General features: G+C 73.8%; 13 protein-coding genes and 1 pseudogene. 2 read left to right on the top strand and 12 right to left on the bottom strand.

Translation table 11 applies throughout. The annotated features are described in order from the left end of the window. Positions 1-198 (top strand): annotated as a pseudogene (locus tag ACIQIB_RS16305) (ATP-binding protein); the annotation flags it as partial. A gap of 99 nt (positions 199-297) precedes the next feature. On the opposite strand, the gene cimA reads toward ACIQIB_RS16305, so the two are convergent. The 4 genes from cimA to ACIQIB_RS16285 form a co-directional block, all read right to left on the bottom strand. Beyond that, positions 298-1,905 (bottom strand): citramalate synthase, encoded by a 1,608-nt coding sequence (gene cimA / locus ACIQIB_RS16300; protein ID WP_363610803.1) that lies wholly within the window; start codon positions 1,903-1,905, stop codon positions 298-300. Positions 1,906-2,282: 377 nt separating this feature from the next. Next, the gene (locus tag ACIQIB_RS16295; RefSeq protein ID WP_363610801.1) at positions 2,283-3,395 is read right to left on the bottom strand and encodes a branched-chain amino acid aminotransferase; all 1,113 of its coding nucleotides are present in this window, start codon (positions 3,393-3,395) and stop codon (positions 2,283-2,285) included. A gap of 239 nt (positions 3,396-3,634) precedes the next feature. Then, complete coding sequence (locus tag ACIQIB_RS16290) at positions 3,635-4,672, bottom strand: 3-isopropylmalate dehydrogenase (protein ID WP_400758480.1); 1,038 nt, start codon at positions 4,670-4,672, stop codon at positions 3,635-3,637. Between the two features lie 9 nt (positions 4,673-4,681). Next, positions 4,682-5,302 (bottom strand): Uma2 family endonuclease, encoded by a 621-nt coding sequence (locus ACIQIB_RS16285; protein WP_400758478.1) that lies wholly within the window; start codon positions 5,300-5,302, stop codon positions 4,682-4,684. 166 nt (positions 5,303-5,468) lie between these two features. Here ACIQIB_RS16285 and ACIQIB_RS16280 point away from each other — a divergent pair, with 166 nt between their 5' ends. Next, positions 5,469-7,964 (top strand): YfhO family protein, encoded by a 2,496-nt coding sequence (locus tag ACIQIB_RS16280; protein ID WP_400758476.1) that lies wholly within the window; start codon positions 5,469-5,471, stop codon positions 7,962-7,964. Positions 7,965-7,975: 11 nt separating this feature from the next. Here ACIQIB_RS16280 and ACIQIB_RS16275 read toward each other — a convergent pair whose 3' ends face one another. From ACIQIB_RS16275 to ACIQIB_RS16240, 8 genes are all read right to left on the bottom strand, one after another. After that, entirely contained in the window at positions 7,976-11,380 is a 3,405-nt protein-coding gene (locus ACIQIB_RS16275; protein ID WP_400758474.1) for a S8 family serine peptidase, read from the bottom strand. A 276-nt stretch (positions 11,381-11,656) separates the two neighbouring features. Next, the gene (locus tag ACIQIB_RS16270) at positions 11,657-11,818 is read right to left on the bottom strand and encodes a hypothetical protein (protein WP_363610791.1); all 162 of its coding nucleotides are present in this window, start codon (positions 11,816-11,818) and stop codon (positions 11,657-11,659) included. A gap of 295 nt (positions 11,819-12,113) precedes the next feature. Then, the gene (gene serA, locus ACIQIB_RS16265) at positions 12,114-13,715 is read right to left on the bottom strand and encodes a phosphoglycerate dehydrogenase (RefSeq protein WP_363610789.1); all 1,602 of its coding nucleotides are present in this window, start codon (positions 13,713-13,715) and stop codon (positions 12,114-12,116) included. Positions 13,716-13,945: 230 nt separating this feature from the next. After that, positions 13,946-14,944, bottom strand: coding sequence for a ketol-acid reductoisomerase (ilvC, locus tag ACIQIB_RS16260; RefSeq protein WP_363610787.1), 999 nt, complete (start codon positions 14,942-14,944; stop codon positions 13,946-13,948). A 138-nt stretch (positions 14,945-15,082) separates the two neighbouring features. Then, a complete protein-coding gene (gene ilvN, locus ACIQIB_RS16255; protein WP_363610785.1) occupies positions 15,083-15,607 on the bottom strand; it encodes an acetolactate synthase small subunit in 525 nt (174 codons plus the stop codon). 80 nt (positions 15,608-15,687) lie between these two features. After that, a complete protein-coding gene (locus ACIQIB_RS16250) occupies positions 15,688-17,541 on the bottom strand; it encodes an acetolactate synthase large subunit (protein WP_363610783.1) in 1,854 nt (617 codons plus the stop codon). 336 nt (positions 17,542-17,877) lie between these two features. Continuing rightward, positions 17,878-20,838: a putative bifunctional diguanylate cyclase/phosphodiesterase gene (locus ACIQIB_RS16245; RefSeq protein ID WP_400654791.1), complete on the bottom strand. Its 2,961-nt coding sequence runs from the start codon at positions 20,836-20,838 to the stop codon at positions 17,878-17,880. A 434-nt stretch (positions 20,839-21,272) separates the two neighbouring features. Further along, a complete protein-coding gene (locus tag ACIQIB_RS16240; RefSeq protein WP_400758472.1) occupies positions 21,273-24,311 on the bottom strand; it encodes an AAA family ATPase in 3,039 nt (1,012 codons plus the stop codon). Positions 24,312-24,371 lie beyond the last annotated feature (60 nt).

The following is a 24,371-nucleotide window of genomic DNA, read 5'->3' as shown; positions in this document are numbered from 1 at the left end:
GAGAACAGCGGACTCCCCTTCGTCGTCGCCCTCAACGGCTTCGACGGACACCAGCCCCACACCGCCGACGAAGTCCGCGAAGCACTCCAACTCGGCCCCGACACCCCCGTCATCACCCTCGACGCCCGACGACGCGACAGCGCCAAAAGCGCCCTCATCACCCTCGTCGAACACGCCCTCCTCGCCCGCCTCCGCTGAGTGCGCGTCGCTGAGACGAAGCGGCCCACGGACCTCGGGGTCCGTGGGCCGCTTCGTGGTCCGGTCCTGTTCGGTCCGGTGCTGTTCGTCGGACCGATGCTATTCGGTGGGCTCCAGCCCGGACCTGATCAGGCCGTAGGTGTAGGCGTCCTCCAGGGCCAGCCAGGAGGCCGCGACCACGTTGTCGGCCACCCCGACGGTGGACCAGCTGGAGGTGCCGTCGGTGGACTCGATCAGCACGCGGGTCTGCGAGCCGGTGCCGTGCTGGCCCTCCAGGATGCGGACCTTGTAGTCCACCAGCTCCAGCGTGGCCAGCTGCGGGTAGATCCCCTCCAGCGCGGCGCGCAGCGCCTTGTCCAGCGCGTCCACCGGACCGTTGCCCTCACCGGTGGCGATCTTCCGTTCGCCCTTGGCCCAGAGCTTCACCGTCGCCTCGTTGCCCGGCTTGCCGTCCGGGCCCTGCTCGCTGATGGTCCGCCAGGACTCCAGGGTGTAGAAGCGGTCGCGGCTGCCGCGCACCTCGTCCCGGAGCAGCAGCTCGAAGGAGGCGTCGGCGGACTCGTAGGTGTAGCCGAGGTTCTCCTGCTCCTTGACCTTGGCGACCACCCGGCCGGCCAGGTCGCGGTCGGTGGAGAGGTCGTAGCCGAGCTCCTTGCCCTTGAGCTCCACCGAGGCCCGGCCGGCCATGTCGGAGACCAGCATCCGCATGGTGTTGCCGACCGTCTGCGGGTCGATGTGCTGGTACAGGTCCGGGTCGACCTTGATCGCGGAGGCGTGCAGGCCGGCCTTGTGGGCGAAGGCCGAGAAGCCGACGTACGGCTGGTGGGTGGAGGGGGTCAGGTTGACCACCTCGGCGATGGCGTGCGAGATCCGGGTCATCTCGGCGAGGCTGCCGGGCGGCAGCACCCGGCGGTCGTACTTGATCTCCAGCGCCCCGACCACCGGGAACAGGTTGGCGTTGCCGACCCGCTCGCCGTAGCCGTTGGCGGTGCACTGGACGTGGGTGGCGCCGGCGTCCACCGCGGCCAGGGTGTTGGCGACGGCGCAGCCGGTGTCGTCCTGGGCGTGGATGCCGAGCCGGGCGCCGGTCCGCGCCAGCACGTCCGCGACGATGTCCCGGACGCCGGCCGGGAGCATCCCGCCGTTGGTGTCGCAGAGCACGACGACGTCGGCGCCGGCCTCGTGCGCGGCGCGGACCACCGCGAGGGCGTACTCGCGGTTGGCCTTGTACCCGTCGAAGAAGTGCTCGCAGTCGATGAATACCCGGCGGCCCTGGGCGCGCAGGTGGGCGACGCTGTCCCGGACCATCTCCAGGTTCTCGTCCAGCGTGGTGCGCAGCGCCAGCTCGACGTGCCGGTCGTGGGCCTTGGCGACCAGGGTGACGACCGGCGCGCCCGAGGTGACCAGGGCGGCCAGCTGCGGGTCCTCGGCGGCCTTCCCGCCGGCCCGCCGGGTGGCGCCGAAGGCGACCAGCTGGGCGTGCTTGAGGTCCAGCTCGGCGGCGGCGCGGGCGAAGAACTCGGTGTCCCGGGGGTTGGCGCCGGGCCAGCCACCCTCGATGAAGCCGACTCCGAAGTCGTCCAGGTGCCGGGCAATGGTCAGCTTGTCGGCCACCGTGAGGTTGATGCCCTCGCGCTGCGCGCCGTCGCGCAGGGTGGTGTCGAAGACGTGGAAGCTGTCGTCGGTGCGGCTGCTGGCCTCGGTCATGGCCGTGGAATCTCCGTTCGGGGAGGTCGTACTGCTTGCCGGGATGGCTGCGTCCGATCGCCGCCGGCTCCTGCCGGCGGACCACGCTCCACTGTCCAGCATCCCGCGCGCACCCGGTGTCTCTCGGCCCCTTGTGGGGGCTCCGGCCGGTCCGGGGTAAACAAAAAGACCCCTCGCGGGTGCGAGAGGTCTGCGCGCGGGTCTGGACGCTGGTGGTCGCTCCGCATCGGGTGGTGCGGAAGCGGTCACTGCGGACCGGCGCGCCTGCTGCTAATAATCAGCGAAAGCGAGGACACCCTCGCAGTCTCGCACATCATCCACACTCCGGCCCGGCCGTCTCGCGATCCGAAACGGCGCAGGCCGGAGGCGGTGTCGGGTCAGACGATCTTGTGCAGCCAGCCGTGGGTGTCGGGGGCCTGGCCGCCCTGGACGGCGAGCAGGGCCTTGCGCAGCTCCATGGTGACCGGGCCGGGCTCACCGGTGCCCACGGTCCAGTCGGCACGGGCGGACTTGACCGAGCCGACCGGGGTGATGACGGCGGCGGTGCCGCAGGCGAAGACCTCGGTGAGGGTGCCGTCGGCGTTGCCCTGCTTCCACTCGTCGGTGGAGATCTTCCGCTCCTCGACGGCGTAGCCGAGGTCGGCGGCGAGCTGGAGCAGCGAGTCGCGGGTGATGCCGGGCAGCAGCGCGCCGGACAGCTCCGGGGTGACGATCCGGGCGTCCCTGCCCTCGCCGAAGACGAAGTACAGGTTCATGCCGCCCATCTCCTCGATCCACCGGTGCTCGGCGGCGTCGAGCCAGACGACCTGGTCGCAGCCCTTCTCGGCGGCCTGCGCCTGGGCGATCAGCGAGGCGGCGTAGTTGCCGGCGCACTTGGCGGCGCCGGTGCCGCCGGGCGCGGCCCGGACGTACTCCTCGGAGAGCCAGACCGAGACCGGCTTGATGCCGCCGGGGAAGTAGGCGCCGGCCGGCGAGGCGATGATCATGAAGAGGTAGGAGTTGGCCGGACGGACACCCAGGCCGACCTCGGTGGCGAACATGAAGGGGCGCAGGTAGAGGCTCTGCTCCGGCTGGTTCGGGACCCAGCCCTGCTCCTGCTGGACCAGCAGCTCGACCGCCTCGACGAAGGTCTCGACCGGCAGCTCCGGCATCGCCAGCCGGCGGGCCGAGGCCTGGAAGCGGGCCGCGTTGGCCTCCGGGCGGAAGGTCGCGATCGAGCCGTCGGCCTGGCGGTACGCCTTGAGACCCTCGAAGATCGACTGGCCGTAGTGGAGCGTCATGTTCGCCGGGTCGACCTCCAGCGGCGCGTACGGCGCCAGCTGGGCGTCGTGCCAGCCCAGACCCTCGGTCCAGCGGATGGTCACCATGTGGTCGGTGAAGACGCGCCCGAAGCCTGGACTGGCCAGCCGGGCCTCGCGCTCCGCGTCGGACAGCGGGTGGGCGGAGGGCTTGAGGTCGAACGTGATGGGCGCCTGGGTGGGCGTGCTCATGGCTGTGTGTCCTTCACCGTGGGGTTTGTCCGGGCCGCCTCCGTCGGGTGAACGTTTCGGCGAACGAACGCACGACGGCACGGCCCACTGTCGATACTCGCATCCAGAGGGCCGTGCCGAACAGCCACAGGCTCCTTGGGGAGCCGCAAGCTGCGGTTATGTGATCCGGCCCGTCAGCCGGAACACCTTCAGTCGGATCCGGCCCGCTAGCCGGAACACCTTCAGTCGGTTCCGGCCCGCTAGCCGGATACTCGCCCGGCGAGCGCGTCGCCGACCTGGGACGTCGTACGGGTCCCGGTGCGCTCGGCCAGGTCCGCGGCGACCGCGGCCTCGACCCGGGCGGCCTCGGCGGCCAGGCCCAGGTGGTCCAGCAGCATGGCGACCGACAGGACGGTGGCGGTCGGGTCGGCCTTGCCCTGGCCCGCGATGTCCGGCGCCGAGCCGTGCACGGGCTCGAACATCGACGGGAAGTCCCCGCTGGGGTTGATGTTGCCGCTGGCGGCCAGGCCGATGCCACCGGTGACGGCGGCGGCCAGGTCGGTCAGGATGTCGCCGAACAGGTTGTCGGTGACGATGACGTCGAACCGCTCGGGCTGGGTGACGAAGAAGATGGTCGCCGCGTCGACGTGCAGGTAGTCGGTGGTGACCTCGGGGAACTCCCGGCCGACCTGCTCGAAGATCCGGGTCCAGAGGTGGCCGGCGTGCACCAGCACGTTGTTCTTGTGGACCAGGGTGAGCTTCTTGCGCGGGCGGGCCTGGGCCCGGCGGTACGCGTCGCGGACCACGCGCTCGATGCCGAACGCGGTGTTCAGGCTGACCTCGGTGGCCACCTCCTGCGCGGTACCGGTGCGCAGCGTGCCGCCGTTGCCGACGTACGGGCCCTCGGTGCCCTCGCGGACGACCACGAAGTCGATGTCCGGCTCGCCGGCCAGCGGCGACTTCACGCCCGGGAAGAGCCGGCCGGGGCGCAGGTTGATGTGGTGGTCGAAGGCGAAGCGCAGCTTGAGCAGCAGCCCGCGCTCCAGCACGCCCGACGGCACGCTCGGGTCGCCGATGGCGCCGAGCAGGATCGCGTCGTGGCCCTTCAGCTCCTCCAGCACGCTGTCCGGCAGCGTCTCACCGGTGCGGTGGTAGCGCCGGGCGCCGAGGTCGTACTCGGTGGTCTCCAGCTTCACGTCGGCGGGCAGCGCGGCGACCAGGACCTTGAGGCCTTCGGCCACCACTTCCTGGCCGATGCCATCACCGGGGACAACTGCGAGACGAATGGTGCGAGACATGCTCGGACCCTACTCCGGTGTCCCAGAAGCTGACATCCCGTGTCCACTATCCGGACGACGGGGGTATCCGGGCAACGCGATGTCGACCGGGAAGGGCTGGTCCACCTTGAGTCGCTCGTGGAAAATCCCGGTCGCGGTGTACCTGCGCTCGGCCGGGTCCAACTCGTAGGTGTAGACGACAGGTCGGCCTTCGTCACTCTCGACCCGCCAGAAGTACCGGATGCCGGCGGCGGCGTATTTGCGCGGCTTGATCTCCCGGTCGCGTGCCTGGAACTCCTCGGAGACCACCTCGACGGCGAGCAGAACGTCCTCGCCGAGGCAGAAGGTCTGCTTCAGCCCCGTGTCGGAGCGCTCGTCGACCACCAGCAGGTCCGGCTCGGGCCGGTTCCGCTTGTTCAGCTTGACCGTCATCTCGCGCCAGACCTCCCACCCGTCGGGGGCGGCGTCCTCAAGGGCCCGTTCCAGCGCGCGGAGCATCCGCATGTGGAACTTGGTCCGCGGACTCACGAAGATCAGGCTCCCGTCGAGCAGTTCGGTGTGCGGCGGGAGATCCGGCAGCCGGTCGAGGTCCTCGGCGGTGTACCCGCCGACCGGGGGGCGAAGCCAGTCGGGGTACGGCGCGACGCTCATGGTTCCTCCCATACGGGCGTCCTGGCGGCTGCTCCCAGGCTACTCGGCAGGTCCTGTCCGCACGCCACTCCGACGAGGGAGCGCGTGAGCCTCAATTCGCGCGGGGGGCACGCTTATGCTCGCGGGGATCCGGTCCGGAGATCCTCGGAGAACGGGGCACAGCAGCGTGGTCGAAACCGGCGGACGCCGAGGGCGGGAGGCGCTGGCCTGCGGGGGCGCGGCGGGGCTGGCCATGGGCGGGTACGCGGTGGCGGCGGCGCTGCGCGGGGCGTGGCCGGCCGGGGCCGCCGAGGTGGCGGTGCCGTTCCACGCCCGGCTCTGGGACCTGGTCCACGGACGGGGCGCCGGGGACCTGCTGTTCAACTGGAACAGCGGGTACGGGGCACCGTTCCTGGCCGACTTCTTCGCCTACCTGATGAACCCGTTCTCCTGGCTCGCCGTCCTGCTGCCGCGCGACCAGGGGCAGCTCGCGGTCTTCCTGACCACCCTGCTCAGCATCGGCCTCGGCACCGCGCTGATGGCCCACGTCCTCGGCCGGCTGTACCCAGGACCGCGCCGGCTGCGGGCCCTGGCCGCCGTCGGGTACGGGCTCTGTGCCTGGGTGCTGGGCGTCGGCGGGGCGGCGCCGATGTGGCTCTGGGGCCTGGTCTCGCTGCCGCTGCTCTGCCTGGCCGGGGACTGGTGTCTGCACGAGCGCCGCTGGGCGGCCGGCACCCTCTGCGTCGCGCTCGCCTGGGTGGGCAACCTCTACACCGCCGCGATGGCCACGATCATGGCCGGCCTGGTGCTGACGGTCCGGCTGCTGGCCGTCCGGCGGCCGTTCAGGACCGTGGTCCGGGTGACCGGGCGGGCCGTGACCACGGCCGCCACCGGGGTGCTGCTGGCCGGGCCGGTGCTGTTCGTCGCCGTCCGGGCCGCGCAGGCCGCCCAGCCGGAGTCCCCGGCGCGGCCGGTCGGGCCGTCCGGGCTCGGCGGGCACCTGGCGCAGCTGCTGCCCGGCACCCGCACCGGCCGGCCGCTGCCGGACGTCGCGATCGGCCTGCTGGGCCTGCTGCTGGTGGCCGGGCTGCCGTTCAACCGGCGGGTGCGGGCCCGGACCAGGCTCGTCTGGTCCGGGCTGCTGGCGCTGGTGGTGCTCAGCTTCGTCTGGACGCCCACCGTGCTGGTCTGGCACGGCCTGGCGATCCCCGCCGGCGGCCCGTACCGGGTGGCGTTCGTGCTCAGCGGTCTGCTGGTGATGGCCGGCTGGGTCTCACTGGCGCACCGGCCCGACCTGCTCACGCTGCTCGGCGGCGCCGCGCTGGTGGCGCTGGTGGCCGGTCTCGCGGCGGCCCGGAAGTCCGTCCCGGCGTCCACCTGGGTGCTGCTCGCCGTGGGCGGCGCCGTCCTGCTCGCCGCGCTGTGGACGCTGGAGCACCGGCGCACCGACCGGCGGGCGGGCGCCGTCGCGACGGCGGCCCTGGCCTGCGCGGTGCTCGGCGGCGCGGTCTGGTCGGCGTACGCGGCGCTGGGCGCCACCGCGCCTGGCACCGCCGCCGGGGCGCCCGTCCGGGCCGGGTACGCGGCGCTGCGGCAGGCCGCCGACTGGCCCGCCGGCCGCGGCGACCCCGGCCCGCACGCCTTCACCCCGAACGACCCGCTGCTGCTGGACGGCCAGGGCGGCGGCTACTCCAGCGGCTACCTGCCGACCGTCACCGCGCTGCTGCTGCACGACCTCGGCGCCGGGTGGACGGCCGGCGGCCGGCGGACCGGCAGCGTCACCGACCCGGTCGGGCGGGCCCTGTTCGCGGTGCGGACGTACCTCGCCGACGGGCCGCCGCCGGACGGTTTCACGGTCGGCCGGGCCGCCGCCCCGCCGCTGGTCACCGTGGTCCCGGCGGACGCGGCGGCGGACACCTCCTCGGTCTGGTCCCGGCAGGAGTCGCTGCTCGGCAGCCGGGTGTGGGACGCCCCCGAGCCCGCCCCGGACGGCGGCCCGGTGCCGGCCCTTCACGGCACCAGCGGCTGGTCCGTCCCCGCCACCCCGGCGGGCACGGAGGGCACCGTCTTCACGGCGGGCTGTACGCCGGGCGGTACGGCGTACTTCCACGGGGTCTGGTTCAACGGCACGGTGAGCGGTCTCGGCACCACCTACCGCAGCGAGGGCGAGCAGCCCGCCACGGCCGTCCCGGTCCATCCGCTGGGGCCGGTGCCCGCCGACGGCCGGGTCCGGGTGGTGCTGCGGGCGGACGCCGTCACCCAGGTCCCGGCCCGGCCGATCGGCTGCCTGCGGCCCGGCGCCCTGGAGGCGGCGCTGGCGCGGATCGCCACGACCGGCGCCACCCGGGTGGCGGTCGGCGGGCACACCGTCACGGCCGCCCTGCCGCCGGGCAGCACGGGCACCGCGCTGCTCTCCGTCCCGGCCACCGAGGGCTGGACCTGCGCGGCCGGCGGCGGGCCGTACGCGCCGCCCCGGCCGGTGCTGGGCATGATCGGCGTCCCGCTCGGCGGCGGCGCCGACCGGATCGGCTGCGTCTTCCGTCCGCCCGGCCTCACCGAGGGGCTGACGGTCGCCTCGGCCGCCGCGGCGGTCACGGCGCTGGCCGCCGTCTTCGGCCGGCTCCGCCACCGCCCCGCCCGGCCGCCCCGCCGGGTCCGCCGGGCGGCCGCGGCACCGCGCTGACGCCCCCGGGCTCAGGGCAGGGTGACGATCTCGCCCCGCCGGCCGTCCCGGTTGAAGTGGTGGAGCAGCAGCAGACGGGACGCGTCGCCGTCGGCCCGGCGGACCTCCAGGGCGCCGCCCGGCGGCACGGCGGACGCCACCGCGGCCGGTCCGCCGAGGCCGGCCCGGACCTCGACGGCCGGGTGCAGCACGTCGACGGCGAGGGTCGGGCGGGTGCCGCTCAGGCCGATGGCGGAGAAGGCCTCCTCCGGGTGGGGCCGACCGCCGGCGGGGCCGGTCCAGAGGCCGTAGCGGATGGTGCTGTGGTCCGCCGTCAGGCCGGGCAGGGCGCTCAGCCGCACCGGCAGCACCAGCGCGTCGCTGTCCAGCAGCGCGGTGTCGCTGTCGCCCCAGCGGGCGTTGAGCGGCTGGACGTCCAGTTCGGCGCCGGTCCTGGCGTCGAGCGCGCGGGCCACCAGGACGTCGCTGCCGGGCAGCCGGTCGGCCTTGACGATGACATCGGTCTCACCGTCCCCGTCGGTGTCCAGCGAGGCCCGGACGGCGAAGACGCCGACGGGGGTGGCGGCGGGCGCCCAGAGCTGGGCGCCCAGGTAGAGGGTGCCCTCGGCGAGCGGGTCGCCGCCGGCGGCCGGGGCGTCCGAGGCGGCGCCGGCCGCCCGCAGGTTGGCGGCCCGGTCGCCGGGGCGTTCGACGCAGATGTCCTCCGGGGCGCCCGCCCCGCCGGTGCCGTCCTGCGGCACGATGCCCGCGCCCGGCCCGACGGCGGCACCGCTGTCCGGCGGGCAGTCCACCCAGCGGGGGGCCTCCCCGCCGAGCGCGAAGCCGCTGACCAGGCCGGGCTGCTCCCCCGGCGCCGCGGTGCCGCCGAGGAGGACCAGCGCGCCCGAGGGGGTGGGCAGCACCGGCGCCGCCGCGCTCAGCTCGGAGACGGGGCGCGGGGCGGCGAGGACGGGCACCCGCAGCCCGGGCAGGGCACGGTCCGAGACGGGGGTGAGCAGCACCCGGCCGGAGAGCTCGCCCCGGTAGCTGCGGGCCCGGCCGCCCTGCAGGGTGTCGATGGTCGGGTCGGGGGTGCGGCCGAGCCGCCCGGGCACGACCAGGGTGACCCGGACCCGCGCGGTGCCCCCGGCGACCACCGCCACCTGGGCGGGCGCCACGTCGAACCGGGCGCCGGGGAGTTCGGTGGCGGCCGCGTAGCCGGTGCGGTAGACCACGGTCGTGTCGGACAGGTTCCGGACCTCGATCTCGCGGGTGGCGGAGAACGGCCCGCCGACGTCCACCGGGCCGAAGGAGACGCCGACGCCGCCCTCCGCCGCGCCCTCTCCGGCGGCGTAGGCGACGGCGGGGGTGCGGACGGCGCGGTCCACCTGCGCCCGTCCGGCGCCGGTGCGTTCGGGCCCGTAGACCGGGCCGCCGTGGTCGTCGCCGAGCCAGGTGTCCCCGGCGGTGTTCATCAGCGCGGCCTTGACCTGCTCGGCCGTCCAGTCCGGGTGGGCGGCGCGGACCAGCGCGGCGAGGCCGGCCACGTGCGGGGTGGCCATCGAGGTGCCGTCCTCGCGCTGGCCGCCGCTGCCGCTGCCGACCAGCGCGGACCAGATGGTCTCGCCGGGGGCGGCGAGGTCCGGCTTGACCACGCCGGGCACGCCGATGCCGCGCGAGGTGAAGTCGGTGAGGGTGTCGGTGCGCCGCGGCTGGTCCTGGGAGACCGTGCCGTGCAGCCGGCCGCCCGGCTCGGCCAGCCGGACGTCGACCGGGCCGGCGGCCGCGCCCTGCCGCAGCCGTTCGCCGTCCTCACGGGCGAGCAGCGCGACCGGGACGCGGTCGTTGCCGGAGATCTCGGCGAGGTGGTCGTCGTCGGCGGCGAGCAGCGCGCCGATCGCTCCGGCGTCGGCGGCGTGGTCGGCGCGCGGGGCGGAGCCGCAGGCCCGTTCGGACTCGCGGGTGTGCCAGACGAGGACGGCGATCTTCCCCGCCAGCCGCTGCCGGTCGGCCTCGCCGAAGGCCGTGCAGCCGTCCGGCTGGTCGACGGGCAGGGCGAGTCGGCCGCTGACGTCGGCGGTGGACCAGCCCTGGTAGCGGGCGCTCCAGTGGGCCGGGACGACGGCGGCGAGCGGCTCCGGGGCGAGCACGGTGATGCCGTCGGCGTCGCTGTGCGGATCGACGGAGGCGGCGACGGTGACGGCCCGGGCGGCGGTGCCCGGGCTGCCGCCGATGCCGTAGACGTCCCCTTCGTTGCCCGCGGCCGCGACCACCACGGTGCCCAGTTCGGCGAGGCGGTCGGCGGCGACGGCGTCGGCGTCGTCGGTGGCGCCGAACCGGCTGCCGAGCGAGAGGTTGACGACGTCGAGGCGGTCGCCGAGGTCGCCGTCGCCGTCCGGGTCGGCGGCGATGTCGAGCGCCTGGGCGAGCTGGTCGGTGGAGCCTTCGCAGCCGAAGACCCGGAGCGCGTACAGCTGCGCGCCGGGCGCGGCGCCGGGGCCGACCTTGAAGTCCGCCGGGTCCAGGCCGGGCCGGTACGGGCCGCGGTAGGGCTGCCCGTCGGCGGTGACACCGAGACCGGCGGCGGTACCGGCGACATGGGTGCCGTGGCCGTGCCGGAGGCAGTCGATCGGGTTGTCGTCCGGGTGCGGGACGGGCTGGTAGTGCGGGGAGGACGGGTCCGGGTCGTAGTCGTCGCCGACCAGGTCGTGGCCGCCGACCACCTTGGCGTTGGGGAAGAGCCCGGCGGGCGCGGTCGTGGCGCCGTCCACCGACCGGAACGCCTCCTCGGTGCCGGGGCCGCCGAAGTCCGCGTGGGTGTAGTCGATGCCGCTGTCGATGATGCCGATCCGCACGCCCTGGCCGGTGTTGCCGTCGACCGCGTCGCCGGACGGACCGGCCCAGAGCCGCGGGGCGCCGGTGAGCGGGACGGAGTACACGTTGTCCCGCTGCTTGCGCGTGATCGGGTGGACGGCCCGCACGCCCGGCAGCGTGCGCAGGGCGGGCAGCCGGTCGGCGGGCACGGTGACGGCGAGGCCGGTGAGCAGGGTACGGGTGCGGTAGAGCTCGCGGGCGGTGGGCACCGCGCCGCGGACGGCCCCGGCCAGCCCGTCGAGCGCGCCGGAGGCGGCGGTCCGCCGCTCGGCGCCGGCCCGGGCGGCCTCGCGGCGGATCTCCTCCGGGGCGCGCTGGGCCCGCCGGGCGTCGGCGGCGGCGCGCCGCCAGGCGGGACCGGCGGCCTCGGTGGCGAGTTCGAGCAGCACCGAGACCGGCTGCCCGGACGGCGGGTGGGCGGCCGCGGCCGCGCCGGGCGGCGGCCCCTGGGCCTCCGCCTGCCCGGCCGCCGGGGCGGCGGCGGTGAGCACGACCGGCCCGGCCAGCAGCGCCAGGGCGAGGCCGATCCTGGTGAGCGGACGGTGGACGGGTGGCTGACGCACAGGACCCTCTCCCCCGGTAAGGGGGGCTGATCCGCACACCGTGTCGCTGACGCCCGCCGGTGCGGACGTCGATCACCCTTCCGGGGGCCCCAAATTAGGATGATCGCGCCGGGGAATGCGAGCAACTTCCCTCGAACGGCGGCCACTTGCACCCTACCGGGTGATGCGGCGTCAGCCCGTCCGAGGTAATCGGCCGATTATCACCGACTCCGCCGAAAGGCCCTGCCGGCGCCCGACCGGGGGATCCGGCAGGCGGCACCCGACCGGCGGATCCGGTCAGAGGTGCCCGGTCACGCCGCCGTTGTCGCGACGGTCCAGCGCGCGCTGGAGGGCGGCGGCGGCGAAGGGGTTGCGCTCGGCCGCCCGGCGGCGGCGCGGGGCCCGGGCGGCCGTGGCGGCGGGGGCGGGAGTGGTGTGACGGTCTGCGGCGGGGGGCATACCGGGCTCCTTGATGCGATGCGCACAGGCGGGCGCAGAGGGTGGGGAGGGTGGTACGCGGAGCAGGGATCGCCTGCCCGTCGGGCGTACGGGCGCACACGGGCCGCGCACCCTGGCTACAGGGGCGGCACACCGTCTGGCCCTTTCACGGTACGGCCCCGACCGGGCCGTGTCTGCACGAATACTTGGATTTCCTAGTATCTGAGACGGGCGTCACCCGGAGCGCCCACGCCGCCGGACGCGGCAGGGCCCGGACCGCCGGGGAGGCGGTCCGGGCCCTGCGGAGCGACGGGAATCAGGCGCCCAGGTCGACCGAGCGGGCGAAGCGGGCCCCGATCTCGGCGGCGATCGCGGACAGCACCTCCTGCGGGATCTGGGTGTCCACCGTGATGGAGGCGAGCGCGCCGCTGCCGTCCCGGGCGACCTGCATGCCGGCGATGTTGATGCCGGCGTCGCCGAGGTGGCGGCCGAGGACGCCGACCACGCCGGGGCGGTCCTCGTACTTGAAGAACGCCATGTGGTCGGTGAGCGCCACATCGACGTCGAAGGCGTCCACGCCGACGATCTTCTGGGTCTGCTTCGGGCCGGCCAGGGTGCCGGAGATGGCGATCTCGGTGCCGTCGGCCAGGGTGCCCCGGACGGTGATCACATTGCGGTGCTCAAGGCTCTCGCTGGAGGTGGTCAGGCGTACCTCGACACCGCGCTCCTGGGCGAACAGGGGGGCGTTGACGTAGGACACCGTCTCCGCCACCACGTCCTCGAACACGCCCTTCAGGGCGGACAGTTCGAGCACCTTGACGTCGTGCTGGGTGATCTCGCCACGGACCTCGACGTCGAGGCGGACGGCCACCTCGCCGGCCAGCGCGGTGAAGATCCGGCCCAGCTTCTCGGCCAGCGGCAGACCGGGGCGGACGTCCTCGGCGATCACGCCGCCCTGGACGTTGACCGCGTCCGGGACCAGCTCGCCGGCCAGCGCCAGACGGACGGACCTGGCGACCGCGATACCGGCCTTCTCCTGCGCCTCGTCGGTGGAGGCGCCCAGGTGCGGGGTGGCGACCACGTTGTCGAAGGCGAACAGCGGCGAGTCGGTGCACGGCTCCTTGGCGTAGACGTCCAGGCCGGCGCCGGCCACCCGGCCGTCGCGCAGGGCGTCGGCCAGCGCCGCCTCGTCCACGATGCCGCCGCGGGCGGCGTTGACGATGCGCACGGTCGGCTTGACCTTGTGCAGCGCCTCGTCGCCGATCAGGCCGATGGTCTCGGGGGTCTTCGGAAGGTGGACGGTGATGAAGTCCGAGATCTCCAGCAGCTCCTCCAGCGTGACGAGCTTGACGCCCATCTGCGCGGCGCGGGCGGCCTGGATGTAGGGGTCGTACGCGACGATCTTCATGCCGAACGCGGACATCCGCTGGGCGACCAGCACGCCGATCCGGCCGAGGCCGACGACGCCGAGGACCTTCTCGCTCAGCTCGACGCCGGTGTACTTGTTGCGCTTCCACTCGCCCTGCTTGAGCGCGGCGTTGGCCGGCGCGATGTTGCGGGCGACCGAGATCAGCAGGCCGCAGGCCAGCTCGGCGGCGGTGACGATGTTGGAGGTCGGCGCGTTGACGACCATCACGCCGGCCTTGGTGGCGGCGGAGACGTCCACGTTGTCGAGGCCGACGCCGGCCCGGGCGACCACCTTCAGCTTGCGGGCGGCGGCCAGCGCCTCCGCGTCCACCTTGGTGGCGGAGCGGATCAGGATGGCGTCCACATCGGCGATCGCGGTCAGCAGTTCGGTGCGGTCGGCGCCGTTGCAGTGACGGATCTCGAAGTCGGGGCCGAGGGCGTCGACGGTGGCGGGCGACAGCTCTTCGGCGATCAGAACGACGGCAGATTTCACAGTGGTCGCAGTGCTCACGACAGTGTTGTCCTTAACTGTCCGGTTCTCCCCGGCACGTAGGTGGCGTGACCGTCGGGGGGAAGGTGGCATGCCGCGTAGGTAGACGCACGACGCTGTGGGCCTGACGCGCACTCGGAAGTGTATCGACGGGCTGGGTGCGAGGCTGCTCCCGTCCGGCGAAATCACCCGGACGGGAGCAGCCTACTTGTACAAGGGGGTTACAAAATGAGGCGTGGCCCCGGAAGGGCTCAGGCCTCTTCCTTGACCCAGCTCATCAGCTTGCGCAGCTTCTTGCCGGTGGTCTCCAGCAGGTGGTCCTCGTCGGCCTTCTTGTACTCGTTGTACTTGGGCAGACCGGCCTTGTACTCGGCGATCCAGGTGTTGGCGAAGGTGCCGTCCTGGATCTCGGCGAGGACCTTCCGCATCTCGGCCTTGGTGGCGTCGGTGATGATGCGGGGGCCGGTGACGTAGTCGCCCCACTCGGCGGTCTCGGAGACCGACCAGCGCATCTTCTCCAGGCCGCCCTCGTACATCAGGTCGACGATGAGCTTCAGCTCGTGCAGGCACTCGAAGTAGGCGATCTCCGGCTGGTAGCCGGCCTCGACCAGGGTCTCGAAACCGGCCTTCACCAGGGCGGCGGTGCCACCGCAGAGGACGGCCTGCTCACCGAACAGGTCGGTCTCGGTCTCCTCGGTGAAGGTGGTCTTGATGACGCCGGCCTTGGTGGCACCGATGCCCTTGGCGTAGGACAGCGCCAGGTCGAGGGCCTTGCCGGAGGCGTCCTGCTCGACCGCGACGATCGCGGGGACGCCGCGGCCCTCCTCGTACTGGCGGCGGACCAGGTGGCCCGGGCCCTTCGGGGCGACCATGCAGACGTCGACATCGGCCGGGGGCTTGATGAAGCCGTAGCGGATGTTCAGGCCGTGGCCGAAGAACAGCGCGTCGCCGGCCTTCAGGTTCGGCGCGATGGACTCGGCGTAGACGTCGGCCTGGATCGGGTCCGGCACCAGGATCATGATGACGTCGGCCTCGGCCGCCGCCTCGGCCGGGGTGACGACGCGCAGGCCGGCCTCCTCCGCCTTGGCGCGGGACTTGGAGTCCGCCTTCAGGCCGACCCGGACGTCCGCACCCGAGTCGCGCAGGGACAGCGCGTGGGCGTGGCCCTGGCTGCCGTAGCCGATGACCGCGACCTTGCGGCCCTGGATGATGGACAGGTCGGCGTCGTCTTCGTAGAACAGCTCGGCCACGGGGGCACATCTCCTTGCGTGATGGTCTTGCCGGGTACTGCGGTTCCTACCGTACGTGGACCCGGCGGGGGTGTGGGGCAGTGCTTCAGGGGGTGAGACAGCGCGTGGCGCGTCCCGGGGAGGGACGGCGGTGGGCGCTCAGGCGCTGCGGTCGAGAGCGCGCAGCGAACGGTCGGTGATCGAGCGGGCGCCCCGCCCGATGGCGACCAGGCCGGACTGGACCAGCTCCTTGATGCCGTACGGCTCCAGCATCCGGAGCATGGCCTCCAGCTTGTCCGAGCTGCCGGTGGCCTCGACGGTCACCGCGTCGGGGGACACGTCGACCGTCTTGGCGCGGAACAGCTGGACGATCTCGACGATCTGCGACCGGGTCTCGTTGTCGGCCCGGACCTTCACCAGGACCAGTTCCCGCTGGATCGCAGCGGACTGGTCGAGTTCGACGATCTTTATCACGTTCACGAGCTTGTTGAGCTGCTTGGTGACCTGTTCCAGCGGGAGGTCCTCGACGTTGACCACGATGGTCATCCGGGAGATGTCCGGGTGCTCGGTCGGGCCGACGGCGAGGGAGTCGATGTTGAAGCCCCGACGGGAGAACAGGGCGGCGATGCGGGCGAGCACGCCGGGCTTGTTCTCGACCAGGACGGAGAGGGTGTGCTTGGACATGTGTCTCTGTTTCCTAGGTCGTTAGGAGGGGCCCGGCGCAGCCGGTCGTGGGAGGGGTGGCGGTGGGCAACGGACGGGCCTCAGTCGAGGTCGTCGCCGAAGTCGGGCCGGACGCCCTTGGCGAACTGGATCTCGTCGTTGCTGGTGCCGGCCGCGACCATCGGCCAGACCATGGCGTCCTGGTGGACGATGAAGTCGATGACCACCGGGCGGTCGTTGATCTCCATCGCCTGCTTGATCACCGCGTCCAGGTCCTCCGGGCGCTCGCAGCGCAGGCCGACGCAGCCCATCGCCTCGGAGAGCAGCACGAAGTCGGGGATCCGGGTGCCCTGTGCCGGCGGCTCGATGCCGTCGTGCTCGGGGCCGGAGTGCAGCACGGTGTTGGAGTAGCGCTGGTTGTAGAAGAGGGTCTGCCACTGCCGGACCATGCCCAGCGAGCCGTTGTTGATGACCGCGACCTTGATCGGGATGTCGTTCAGCGCGCAGGTGACCAGCTCCTGGTTGGTCATCTGGAAGCAGCCGTCGCCGTCGATCGCCCAGACCGCGACGTCCGGACGGCCCGCCTTGGCGCCCATCGCGGCCGGCACGGCGTAGCCCATGGTGCCCGCGCCGCCCGAGTTCAGCCAGGTGGCCGGCTTCTCGAACTGGATGAACTGCGAGCTCCACATCTGGTGCTGGCCGACGCCCGCCGCGTAGATCGCGTCCGGGCCGACCAGCCGGCCGATCCGCTCGATCACCTGCTGCGGGGACAACTGCCCGCCCGGGGCCGCCTCGTAGCCCAGCGGGTAGGTCTTCTTCCACTCGTTGAGCTTGACCCACCAGTCCGTGTAGTCGCCCTTGTGGCCGGCGTCGAACTCGGCCTGGACGGCGACGATCAGATCGGCCAGCACCTCGCGGGCGTCGCCGACGATCGGCACGTCGGCCGGGCGGTTCTTGCCGATCTCGGCCGGGTCGATGTCGGCGTGGACGACCTTGGCGTACGGGGCGAAGCTGTCCAGCTTGCCGGTGACGCGGTCGTCGAAGCGGGCGCCGAGGGTGAACAGCAGGTCGGCCTTCTGCAGCGCGGTGACCGCCGGGACGGAGCCGTGCATGCCGGGCATGCCCAGGTGCTGCGGGTGGCTGTCGGGGAAGGCGCCGAGCGCCATCAGGGTGGTGACGACCGGTGCGCCGGTCAGCTCGGCGAGGATCCGCAGCTCGGCCGTGGCGTGCGCCTTGAGCACGCCACCGCCGACGTACAGCACCGGGCGCTTGGCGCTCACCAGCATCTTCGCGGCCTCGCGGATCTGCTTGGCGTGCGGCTTGGTGACCGGGCGGTAGCCCGGCAGCGAGGTCTCGGGCGGCCAGCGGAAGGTGGTGGTGGCCTGCAGCGCGTCCTTGGCGATGTCGACCAGGACCGGGCCGGGGCGGCCGGTGGCGGCGATGTGGAACGCCTCGGCGATCACCCGGGGGATCTCGGCGGGGTCGGTGACCAGGAAGTTGTGCTTGGTGATCGGCATGGTGATGCCGCAGATGTCCGCCTCCTGGAAGGCGTCGGTGCCGATCGCCTTGGAGGAGACCTGGCCGGTGATCGCGACCATCGCCACCGAGTCCATGTAGGCGTCGGCGATCGGGGTCACCAGGTTGGTGGCGCCCGGGCCCGAGGTGGCCATGCAGACGCCCACCTTGCCGGTGGCCTGGGCGTACCCGGTGGCGGCGTGGCCGGCGCCCTGCTCGTGGCGCACCAGGATGTGGCGCACCTTGGCCGAGTCCATCAGCGGGTCGTACGCGGGAAGGATGGCCCCGCCCGGGATGCCGAAGACGGTGTCCGCGCCCACGGCCTCCAGCGAGCGGATGAGCGACTGGGCGCCGGTCATGGTCTCGACGACGTGCTGGGGAGCGGGAGCGTGGGCGGCCGGGGTGTCCCCGCGGCGGGGGGATGCGGCGTGCTCAGTCATCTGCCTGTCTCTTCTCGGTTCTTCGCCGGCCCGGGTGGTTGCGGGCCCCGCGGTGTCGAGGGTGGGGTCCCGGTTCCGGGCCGATCGCCGGCTCTGCCTCAATCGTCCGACTTTTCCCTTTTTATCGGGACTGCCGGGCGGCTGGGGCCAGGGGTCTTGCGGTGGTGGAACAGCGTCAGTGCAACAAAAAACCCCTCGTGCCCGGGCAGGCATGCGAGGGGTGGCGCGTCGGTCTGTCACAAGCAGGGCGTGTGAGCCCGCTCAGCCGACGCGCCCGCCAAGTACGAGAATTCGGGTGCGCATGGCAACGACCTTCCTCCCGAGCGGGGCCGACTGTCAAGCAGGTGGGATGACAGTCTCGCCATGCGGACCGTGCCCCGGACCGGCCGCGGTCTGGTGTTCGGGCAGGTCGGAGCCGCTGTGGTGATGTACGACACGCCCCGGACCGCCCTCCCCCCGGCCACTCGTACGGGTGTCCGTGATCAGGTACGCGCGCCGTGCCGAGAGCGAGCCGAGCGGTCTCGGCAGCGGGTAGACCCGGCGGGCCAGCGCCCGCCGCAGCCGGGCCTCCTCCAGCGGCGGGGTGAAGGCCGAACCCTGGCCCCGCCGGCAGCCCAGCTCCTGCAGCGCGGTCACCTGGCGGGGCAGGTCCACCCCCTCGGCGGCGGTCACCAGGCCGAGGTCGCGGCCGAGCCGCAGCGCGTGTCCGGCCAGCGTCCGGCCGAGCCCGGGCTCCGCCACCTCCTGGACGAGGGTGCGGTCCAGCTTGAGGCCGTCGAAGGGCAGCCGGGCCAGTGCGCCGAGCGAACCGTCGCCGGTCCCGAAGCCGGCCAGCGCGGTGGAGACGCCGAGCCGGCGCAGGGCGGCGAGCCGGCGGCCGAGGTCGTCGGCCAGCGAGTCCGGGCCCATCCGGGCCACCTCGACCACCAGTTGGCCGGCCGGCAGCCCGCTGTCGCGCAGCGCCGCGGCCACCGCCTCGTACATGCCGGGCGAGCAGAGCCGCTCGGCGGAGAGCCGGACCGAGACCGGCACCGGGACGGGCGCCGAACGCACCCTGGCCGGCAGTCCGCGCCGCGCCGCCGCGGCCGCCACCGCCTCGTGGACCAGCCAGCGGGAGAACCGGCCGGCCGCTTCGCCGTGGTCGGCGGAGCGCAGGAACTCGGCGGGGGTGAGCAGCAGCCCCTGCGCCGAGCGCCAGCGGACCTGCGCCTCGACGGTGGTGACGGCGCCGCTGACCAGGTCGACCACCGGCTGGTGCAGCAGCGTGAACCCGCCCTCCCGGACGGCGATCCGCAGCCGCTCCTCCAGGTCGGTACGGCGCTCCAGGTCGGCGCGCATGGCCGGGTTGTAGAGCACCACCCGGCCCTTGCCCTCGGACTTGGCCCGGTACATCGCGAGGTCGGCGTTGCGCATCAGCTCGTCGGCGGCCGCCCTGGGGTCGACGGCCTGGCCGCGCTCGGGGGTGCCGAAGGCGATGCCGATGCTGGCGGCGACGCCGAGTTCGGCGCCGCCGATCCAGTACGGCTCGGAGAGCGCCGTCCGCAGCCGCTCGGCGAGTTCCTGCACCTGGAGCCGGCCGAGCGGGCCGCAGACCAGCGCGGCGAACTCGTCCCCGCCGAACCGGGCGACGGTGTCCCCGCAGCGCACCGCGCCCTGGAGCCGCCGGGCGGCCTGCACCAGCAGTTCGTCGCCGACCTGGTGGCCGGCGCTGTCGTTGACCGCCTTGAAGCCGTCCAGGTCGAGGAAGAGCACCGCGATCCCGGCGCCACCCGAGCCCTGCGGGCCGCGGGCGCCGAGCGCGGCCCGCAGCCGCTGGGCGAAGAGCGCCCGGTTGGGCAGGTCGGTGAGCGGGTCGTGGAACGCGTTGTGCTGCAACTGGGCCTGCAGTATCACCCGTTCGGTGACGTCCCGGCTGTTGAGGATCAGGCCGTCGCGGTAGCGGTTGACGGTCGACTCGACGTGCAGCCACTCGCCGGCGCCCGCGCTGATCCGGCACTCCACCCGGGCGGACGGCTCGGCGGCGCCCGGGGAGCGGTGGGCCGCGAGCCGGACCCGGGCCAGGAAGCGGCGGACCTCCAGCAGCACCCGGTCCACGTCCTCCGGGTGGACCAGGTCGAGCAGGTTCCCGCCGACCAGTTCCCCCGGGTCCCGCCCGTAGACGCCGAGCGCGGCCGGGGAGACGTAGGAGAGCACGCCGTTCGCGCCGGCGATCATGATGACGTCGCTGGAGCCCTGCACCAGGGAGCGGAAGTGCGCCTCCTTGTGGGCGAGTTCCTGCGCCAGCGAGAGGTTGTCCAGCAGCATCACGCCCTGCCGCAGGATCAGCGCCAGGCCGACGGTGCAGGCGGCCGCCGCCACCACCCGGTCCAACGGCCGCCCGCCGAGGGCGTTGTAGAGGATCCCGGCGGTGCAGACCGCGGCCGCCGCGTACGGGGTGAGCGCGCTGAACGTGGTGGCCACCCGGCGGCGCGGCAGGCCGCCCGCCGAGGGGTGCTCGCGCATCGGACGGCTCCAGCGCGGCGACCACGGCGCCCAGGCCAGCAGCAGGCTGCCGGCGAACCAGCCGGCGTCCAGCAGCTCGCCCGAGTGGTAGCTGTTGCGCAGCTCGGGCGAGGTGAACAGGGCGTCGCAGAGCACCGTGACGGCCAGGCCCACCATCGCGGTGTGCACCGCGGCCCGGTTGCCGTCGCGGCCGCCGAACCGCAGTCCGACCACCAGGCTGACCAGCAGGATGTCCAGCACCGGGTAGGCCAGGTTGAGGGCCAGGCGCAGCGGGGAGCCGTCCTCCCCGGCGGCGATCCGCCCGAGCGCCAGGCTCCAGCTGAGGGTGAACAGCGAGCCGGCCACCAGCCAGCCGTCCAGCAGCAGGCAGAGCCAGCCGGCGGCGTTGCGCGGACGCTGGGCGAGCACCAGCACGCCGGTGATGGCGAGCGGGGCGAACAGCAGGAAGGCGTACTCGGCGGGCGACTCCTGCGGCGGCCGGGTACGGTCCACCAGCTCGTACCAGCCCCAGGTGCCGTTGCCGAACGAGACCATGAGCGAGGAGAGTCCGAACAGCAGCCAGGCCGGGCGGGCGTGCCCGCCGACCGTGCAGCCGTACGCGAGACAGGACAGCGCGGCCGCGAGGGCCGCCGCCGCCAGCCCGAAGTCACCCATGAAGACCGCGAGTTGGCTGGATCCCCAGCCGAGGGACGCGCCCAGCGTGTAGGCCAGGCAGAGCACGGCGAGGACGACGCCGGGCAATCGCCGGCTGGACAGCAGCCGGCAGACCGGGCCGCGCCGGTCGGTCGCGGACATGTCGGCGTCCGGTGCGCCCGGCCGTCCGGCTCCGGGCAGCACCGCATCGGTGGAGCTCACTCGGCCTCTCCCCCTCCGGCCCGGGGCCTGGCGCCCCGGCCACGGGCCACCGGCCGCGCACCTGGTGGCCGTACGCGGTGACCTGGCGCCCCGTCAGGGCGGTGGCCCAGGGGGTGGACTGCCTTCCGGTCGCCGCACCGCACCGATGTTCCCGATCGGGACCCTACACCACTTCGGTCACTCAATGACACGCACACTCAACTTAGAGTAATGGCCGGGGGGTAGGGAAATGCACCCGATTCCGCCGGATCGGCCCGGTTGGCGGCGGCGCGCGGGAGGGGGCACACGCGGCGCGCACGGGAGCACGCGGCAGCGCCCGGCGATCATCGGGCCGGGCCAGGCCGGTGCCCCGACGGCGCCGGGCGGTGCGTGGATCAGCGGCCGGCCGGGACCGGCTCGTCCGGAAAGAGCCGCAACCGGTGCGCCAGCGCGGCGGCCTCGCCCCGGCCGGCCACCGCCAGCTTGCCGAGGATGTTGGAGACGTGCACGCTCGCGGTCTTCGGCGATATGTACAGAACCTCGGCGATCTGCCGGTTGGTGCGGCCCTGCGCGAGCAATCGGAGCACGTCCCGCTCACGGGGGGTGAGGCCGAAGGAGTCACCGGGGAGCGGTGTCTTCGCCCGCCCCGCCGGGCACGTGGTGAGGGCCAGTCCGGCCCGGTCGGCCAGACCGGCGATCTCCGCCAGCAGGGGCCGGTCGGACCGGACCCCGGCCAGCTCCCGTGCCTCGCGCAGGAGTTCGGCGGCGGCCTCACGGCGCCCGGCCAGCACCTCGGCCTCGCCGGCCCGCAGCAGCGCGAGCGCCAGCGGGTACGGCAGGCCGGTCGGCCGCAGCGCCTCGACGGCGGCCGCCCAGTGCGCCGGGGTGTCGGCCCCCTCGGCACGGGCCAGTTCGCCCTCCAGCAGCCTGGCCCAGCCGTGGTGCAGCGGCGCCTTGGGGACCAGCCCGGCCGCGGTGGCGGCGATCAGGGCCAGCACCCGCGCACGGTCCGGGCCGGCCTCCGGCAGGCCCCGGGTGTCCGCCTCCACCCCTGCCCCGTCCACCAGCAGCGGCAGGAGGTCCGACTCGTAGCCGCGCGGCAGTTCGCCCTCCAGCACGGCGAGAAGTTCGGCCCTGGCCTCCATCGGGCGCCCGCTCCGCGCGGCGATCCGCACCGCCAGCTGGCTGATCGGCACGGAGTGCTGGACCTGGCCGATCCGGTTGGCCGTCCTGGCCTGCGCCAGCATCTCCGCCGCCTCGGCCAGGTCGCCGCGGAGCATGGCGAGTTCACCGCGCATCCGGTCCAGGAACTCGGCGTGGGTGCCGGTCGGGCTGGTCAGGTCGCCGTCGGCGAGCACCCGGGTGACCTCCTCGATCCGCCCGAGGTCCATCAGCGCCTCGGCGAGGTTGCCGGTCAGGATGGTGCCGATGTTGCGCACCAGCCCGTTGCCGTCCGCGTACTCCAGCCCCTCCCGGGCCACCGCCACCGCCTCCTCCGCCCGGCCCAGCCCGCGCAGCATGCTGGCCAGGTTGTTGAGGCCGCGCAGCAGCACGTCCGGCACACCGAGCGGCCGGGTGGCCTCCACCGCGGCGGTCAGCTCGGCGAGGGCGGTCTCCGGGTCGGCGCCGAGGTCGTTGCGCAGATAGCCGAGCGTCATCCTGGCGTGCTGCTCGACGGCGTGCGCGCCGACCTCACCGGCGATCAGGACGGCCCGCTCGGCGAGTTCGACCTGCTCGTGCCCGGGGTTCTTGAGCATCGCGGCGCCGGCGCCGAGCGCGAACACCTCGGCCTGCACGGCGGACGGCGGCAGGTGCTCGACCAGCCGGTGCGCGTGGGCGATCTCCTCCTCGTCGCCGGAGCGGCGCAGATGGCCGAGCATCCGGGCCCGGTTGATCCGGAACCAGGCCGCCCGGGCCGGGTTCTCCCGCTCGTCGACCATCTTGAGCGCCCGCCGGGCGAAGCTCAGCCCGCGTTCGCGGTCCCCGCTGCGGCGGGCCGCGACCACCGCCTCGGCCAGCACGTCGATCAACTGGAGCCGGTCGCAGCCCGGGTCGTGGGCGCCGGCCGCGCAGGCGCACGGCGGGTAGGTCTCGGCCCAGTCGTAGGGGCGCAGGGTGTGTGCCAGCACCTCCTCGGAGACGTGGTCCCACAGCTCCAGGGCACGCTCCAGCATGCCCAGCTGCTCGGCGAAGGCGTTGCGCCGGCGGGCCTCCCGGGCGGCGTCCAGGGCGGTCGGCAGGGCGCGGGCCGGATCGTGCGCGTGGTACCAGTAGTTGGCCAGCCGGGCCGGGCGGACGTCCGCGCCGACCAGCTGCGGCTGTTCCTCCAGGACGGTCGCGAAGCGGCGGTTGATCCGGTGCCGCTCGCCGGGCAGCAGGTCGTCCGAGACCGCCTCGCGGACCAGCGCGTGCCGGAAGCGGTAGCCGTCCCCGTCCGGGTCGGGGCGCAGGATGCTGGCGCCGACGGCGGTCCGCAGCGACTCGATCAGCGCCTCCTCGTCCTCCAGGACGGCGGCGAGCAGCGCGTGTTCGACCGTCGAGCCGCCCTCGGCGGCGATCCGCAGGACGCGCTGGGTCTCCTCGTCCAGCGCCTCGACCCGGACCAGCAGGATGTCCCGCAGCGAGTCGGTGAGCCCGGCCCGGCAGCCGTCGTGGAGGGCGGTGGCGAGCTCCTCGACGAAGAAGGGGTTGCCCTCGGAGCGGCGGTGGATGCGGTCGACGAGCTGCCGGTCGGGGACGGCGGTGCCGAGGATGCCGGCCAGCTGCGCGGCCACCTCCCCCGGCCCGAACCGCTCCAGCTCCAGACGCTGGACGGTGCGCAGCCGTTCGAGCTCGGCGAGGAAGGGCCGCAACGGGTGGCGGCGGTGCAGGTCGTCGGTGCGGTAGGTGGCGATCAGCAGGACCCGGACCCGGTGCAGGGTGCGGACCAGGTAGGCGAACAGCTCCCGGGTGGAGCGGTCGGACCAGTGCAGGTCCTCGACGGCGAGGACGAGGGTACGGTCCGTGCCGAGCCGTTCGAACAGCCTCGCGGTGTGCTCGAACAGCCGGGCCCGGCCGTACTCGTCGTTCGGTTCGCCGTCGGCCTCGCCGAACTCGGGCAGCAGGCGGGCGAGATGGCCCTCGCTGCCGGCCGCGGCGGCCTCCAGTTCGGGTCCGAGGCCGCGGTGCAGCCGGCGCAGCGCGGTGGCCAGCGGCGCGTACGGCAGGCCCTCGGCGCCGACCTCCAGGCAGCCGCCGACGGTGGTCACCACTCCCCCGGTGCCGCAGGCCCGCGCCAGGAACTCCTCCAGCAGCCGGGTCTTGCCCACGCCGGCCTCGCCGCCGATCAGCACCGCCTGCGGGTGCCCCGACCCGGCCCGTCGCAGCGAGTCCGTCAGTGCGGTGATCTCGGTGCCGCGGCCGACGAAGACGGGACTCACCGATATCTGCTGCATGGAGGCGAGCATGCCACAGGCCGCCTGACCGGGCCGAGCGGTTATCCCGCCCTCCGGACG

Origin of the sequence: Kitasatospora sp. NPDC092286, from assembly GCF_044755565.1 — a bacterium.
Taxonomy (GTDB): domain Bacteria; phylum Actinomycetota; class Actinomycetes; order Streptomycetales; family Streptomycetaceae; genus Kitasatospora.
The sequence above is the reverse complement of the archived record's forward strand: the minus strand, read 5'-3'. Positions and strand labels throughout refer to the sequence as shown.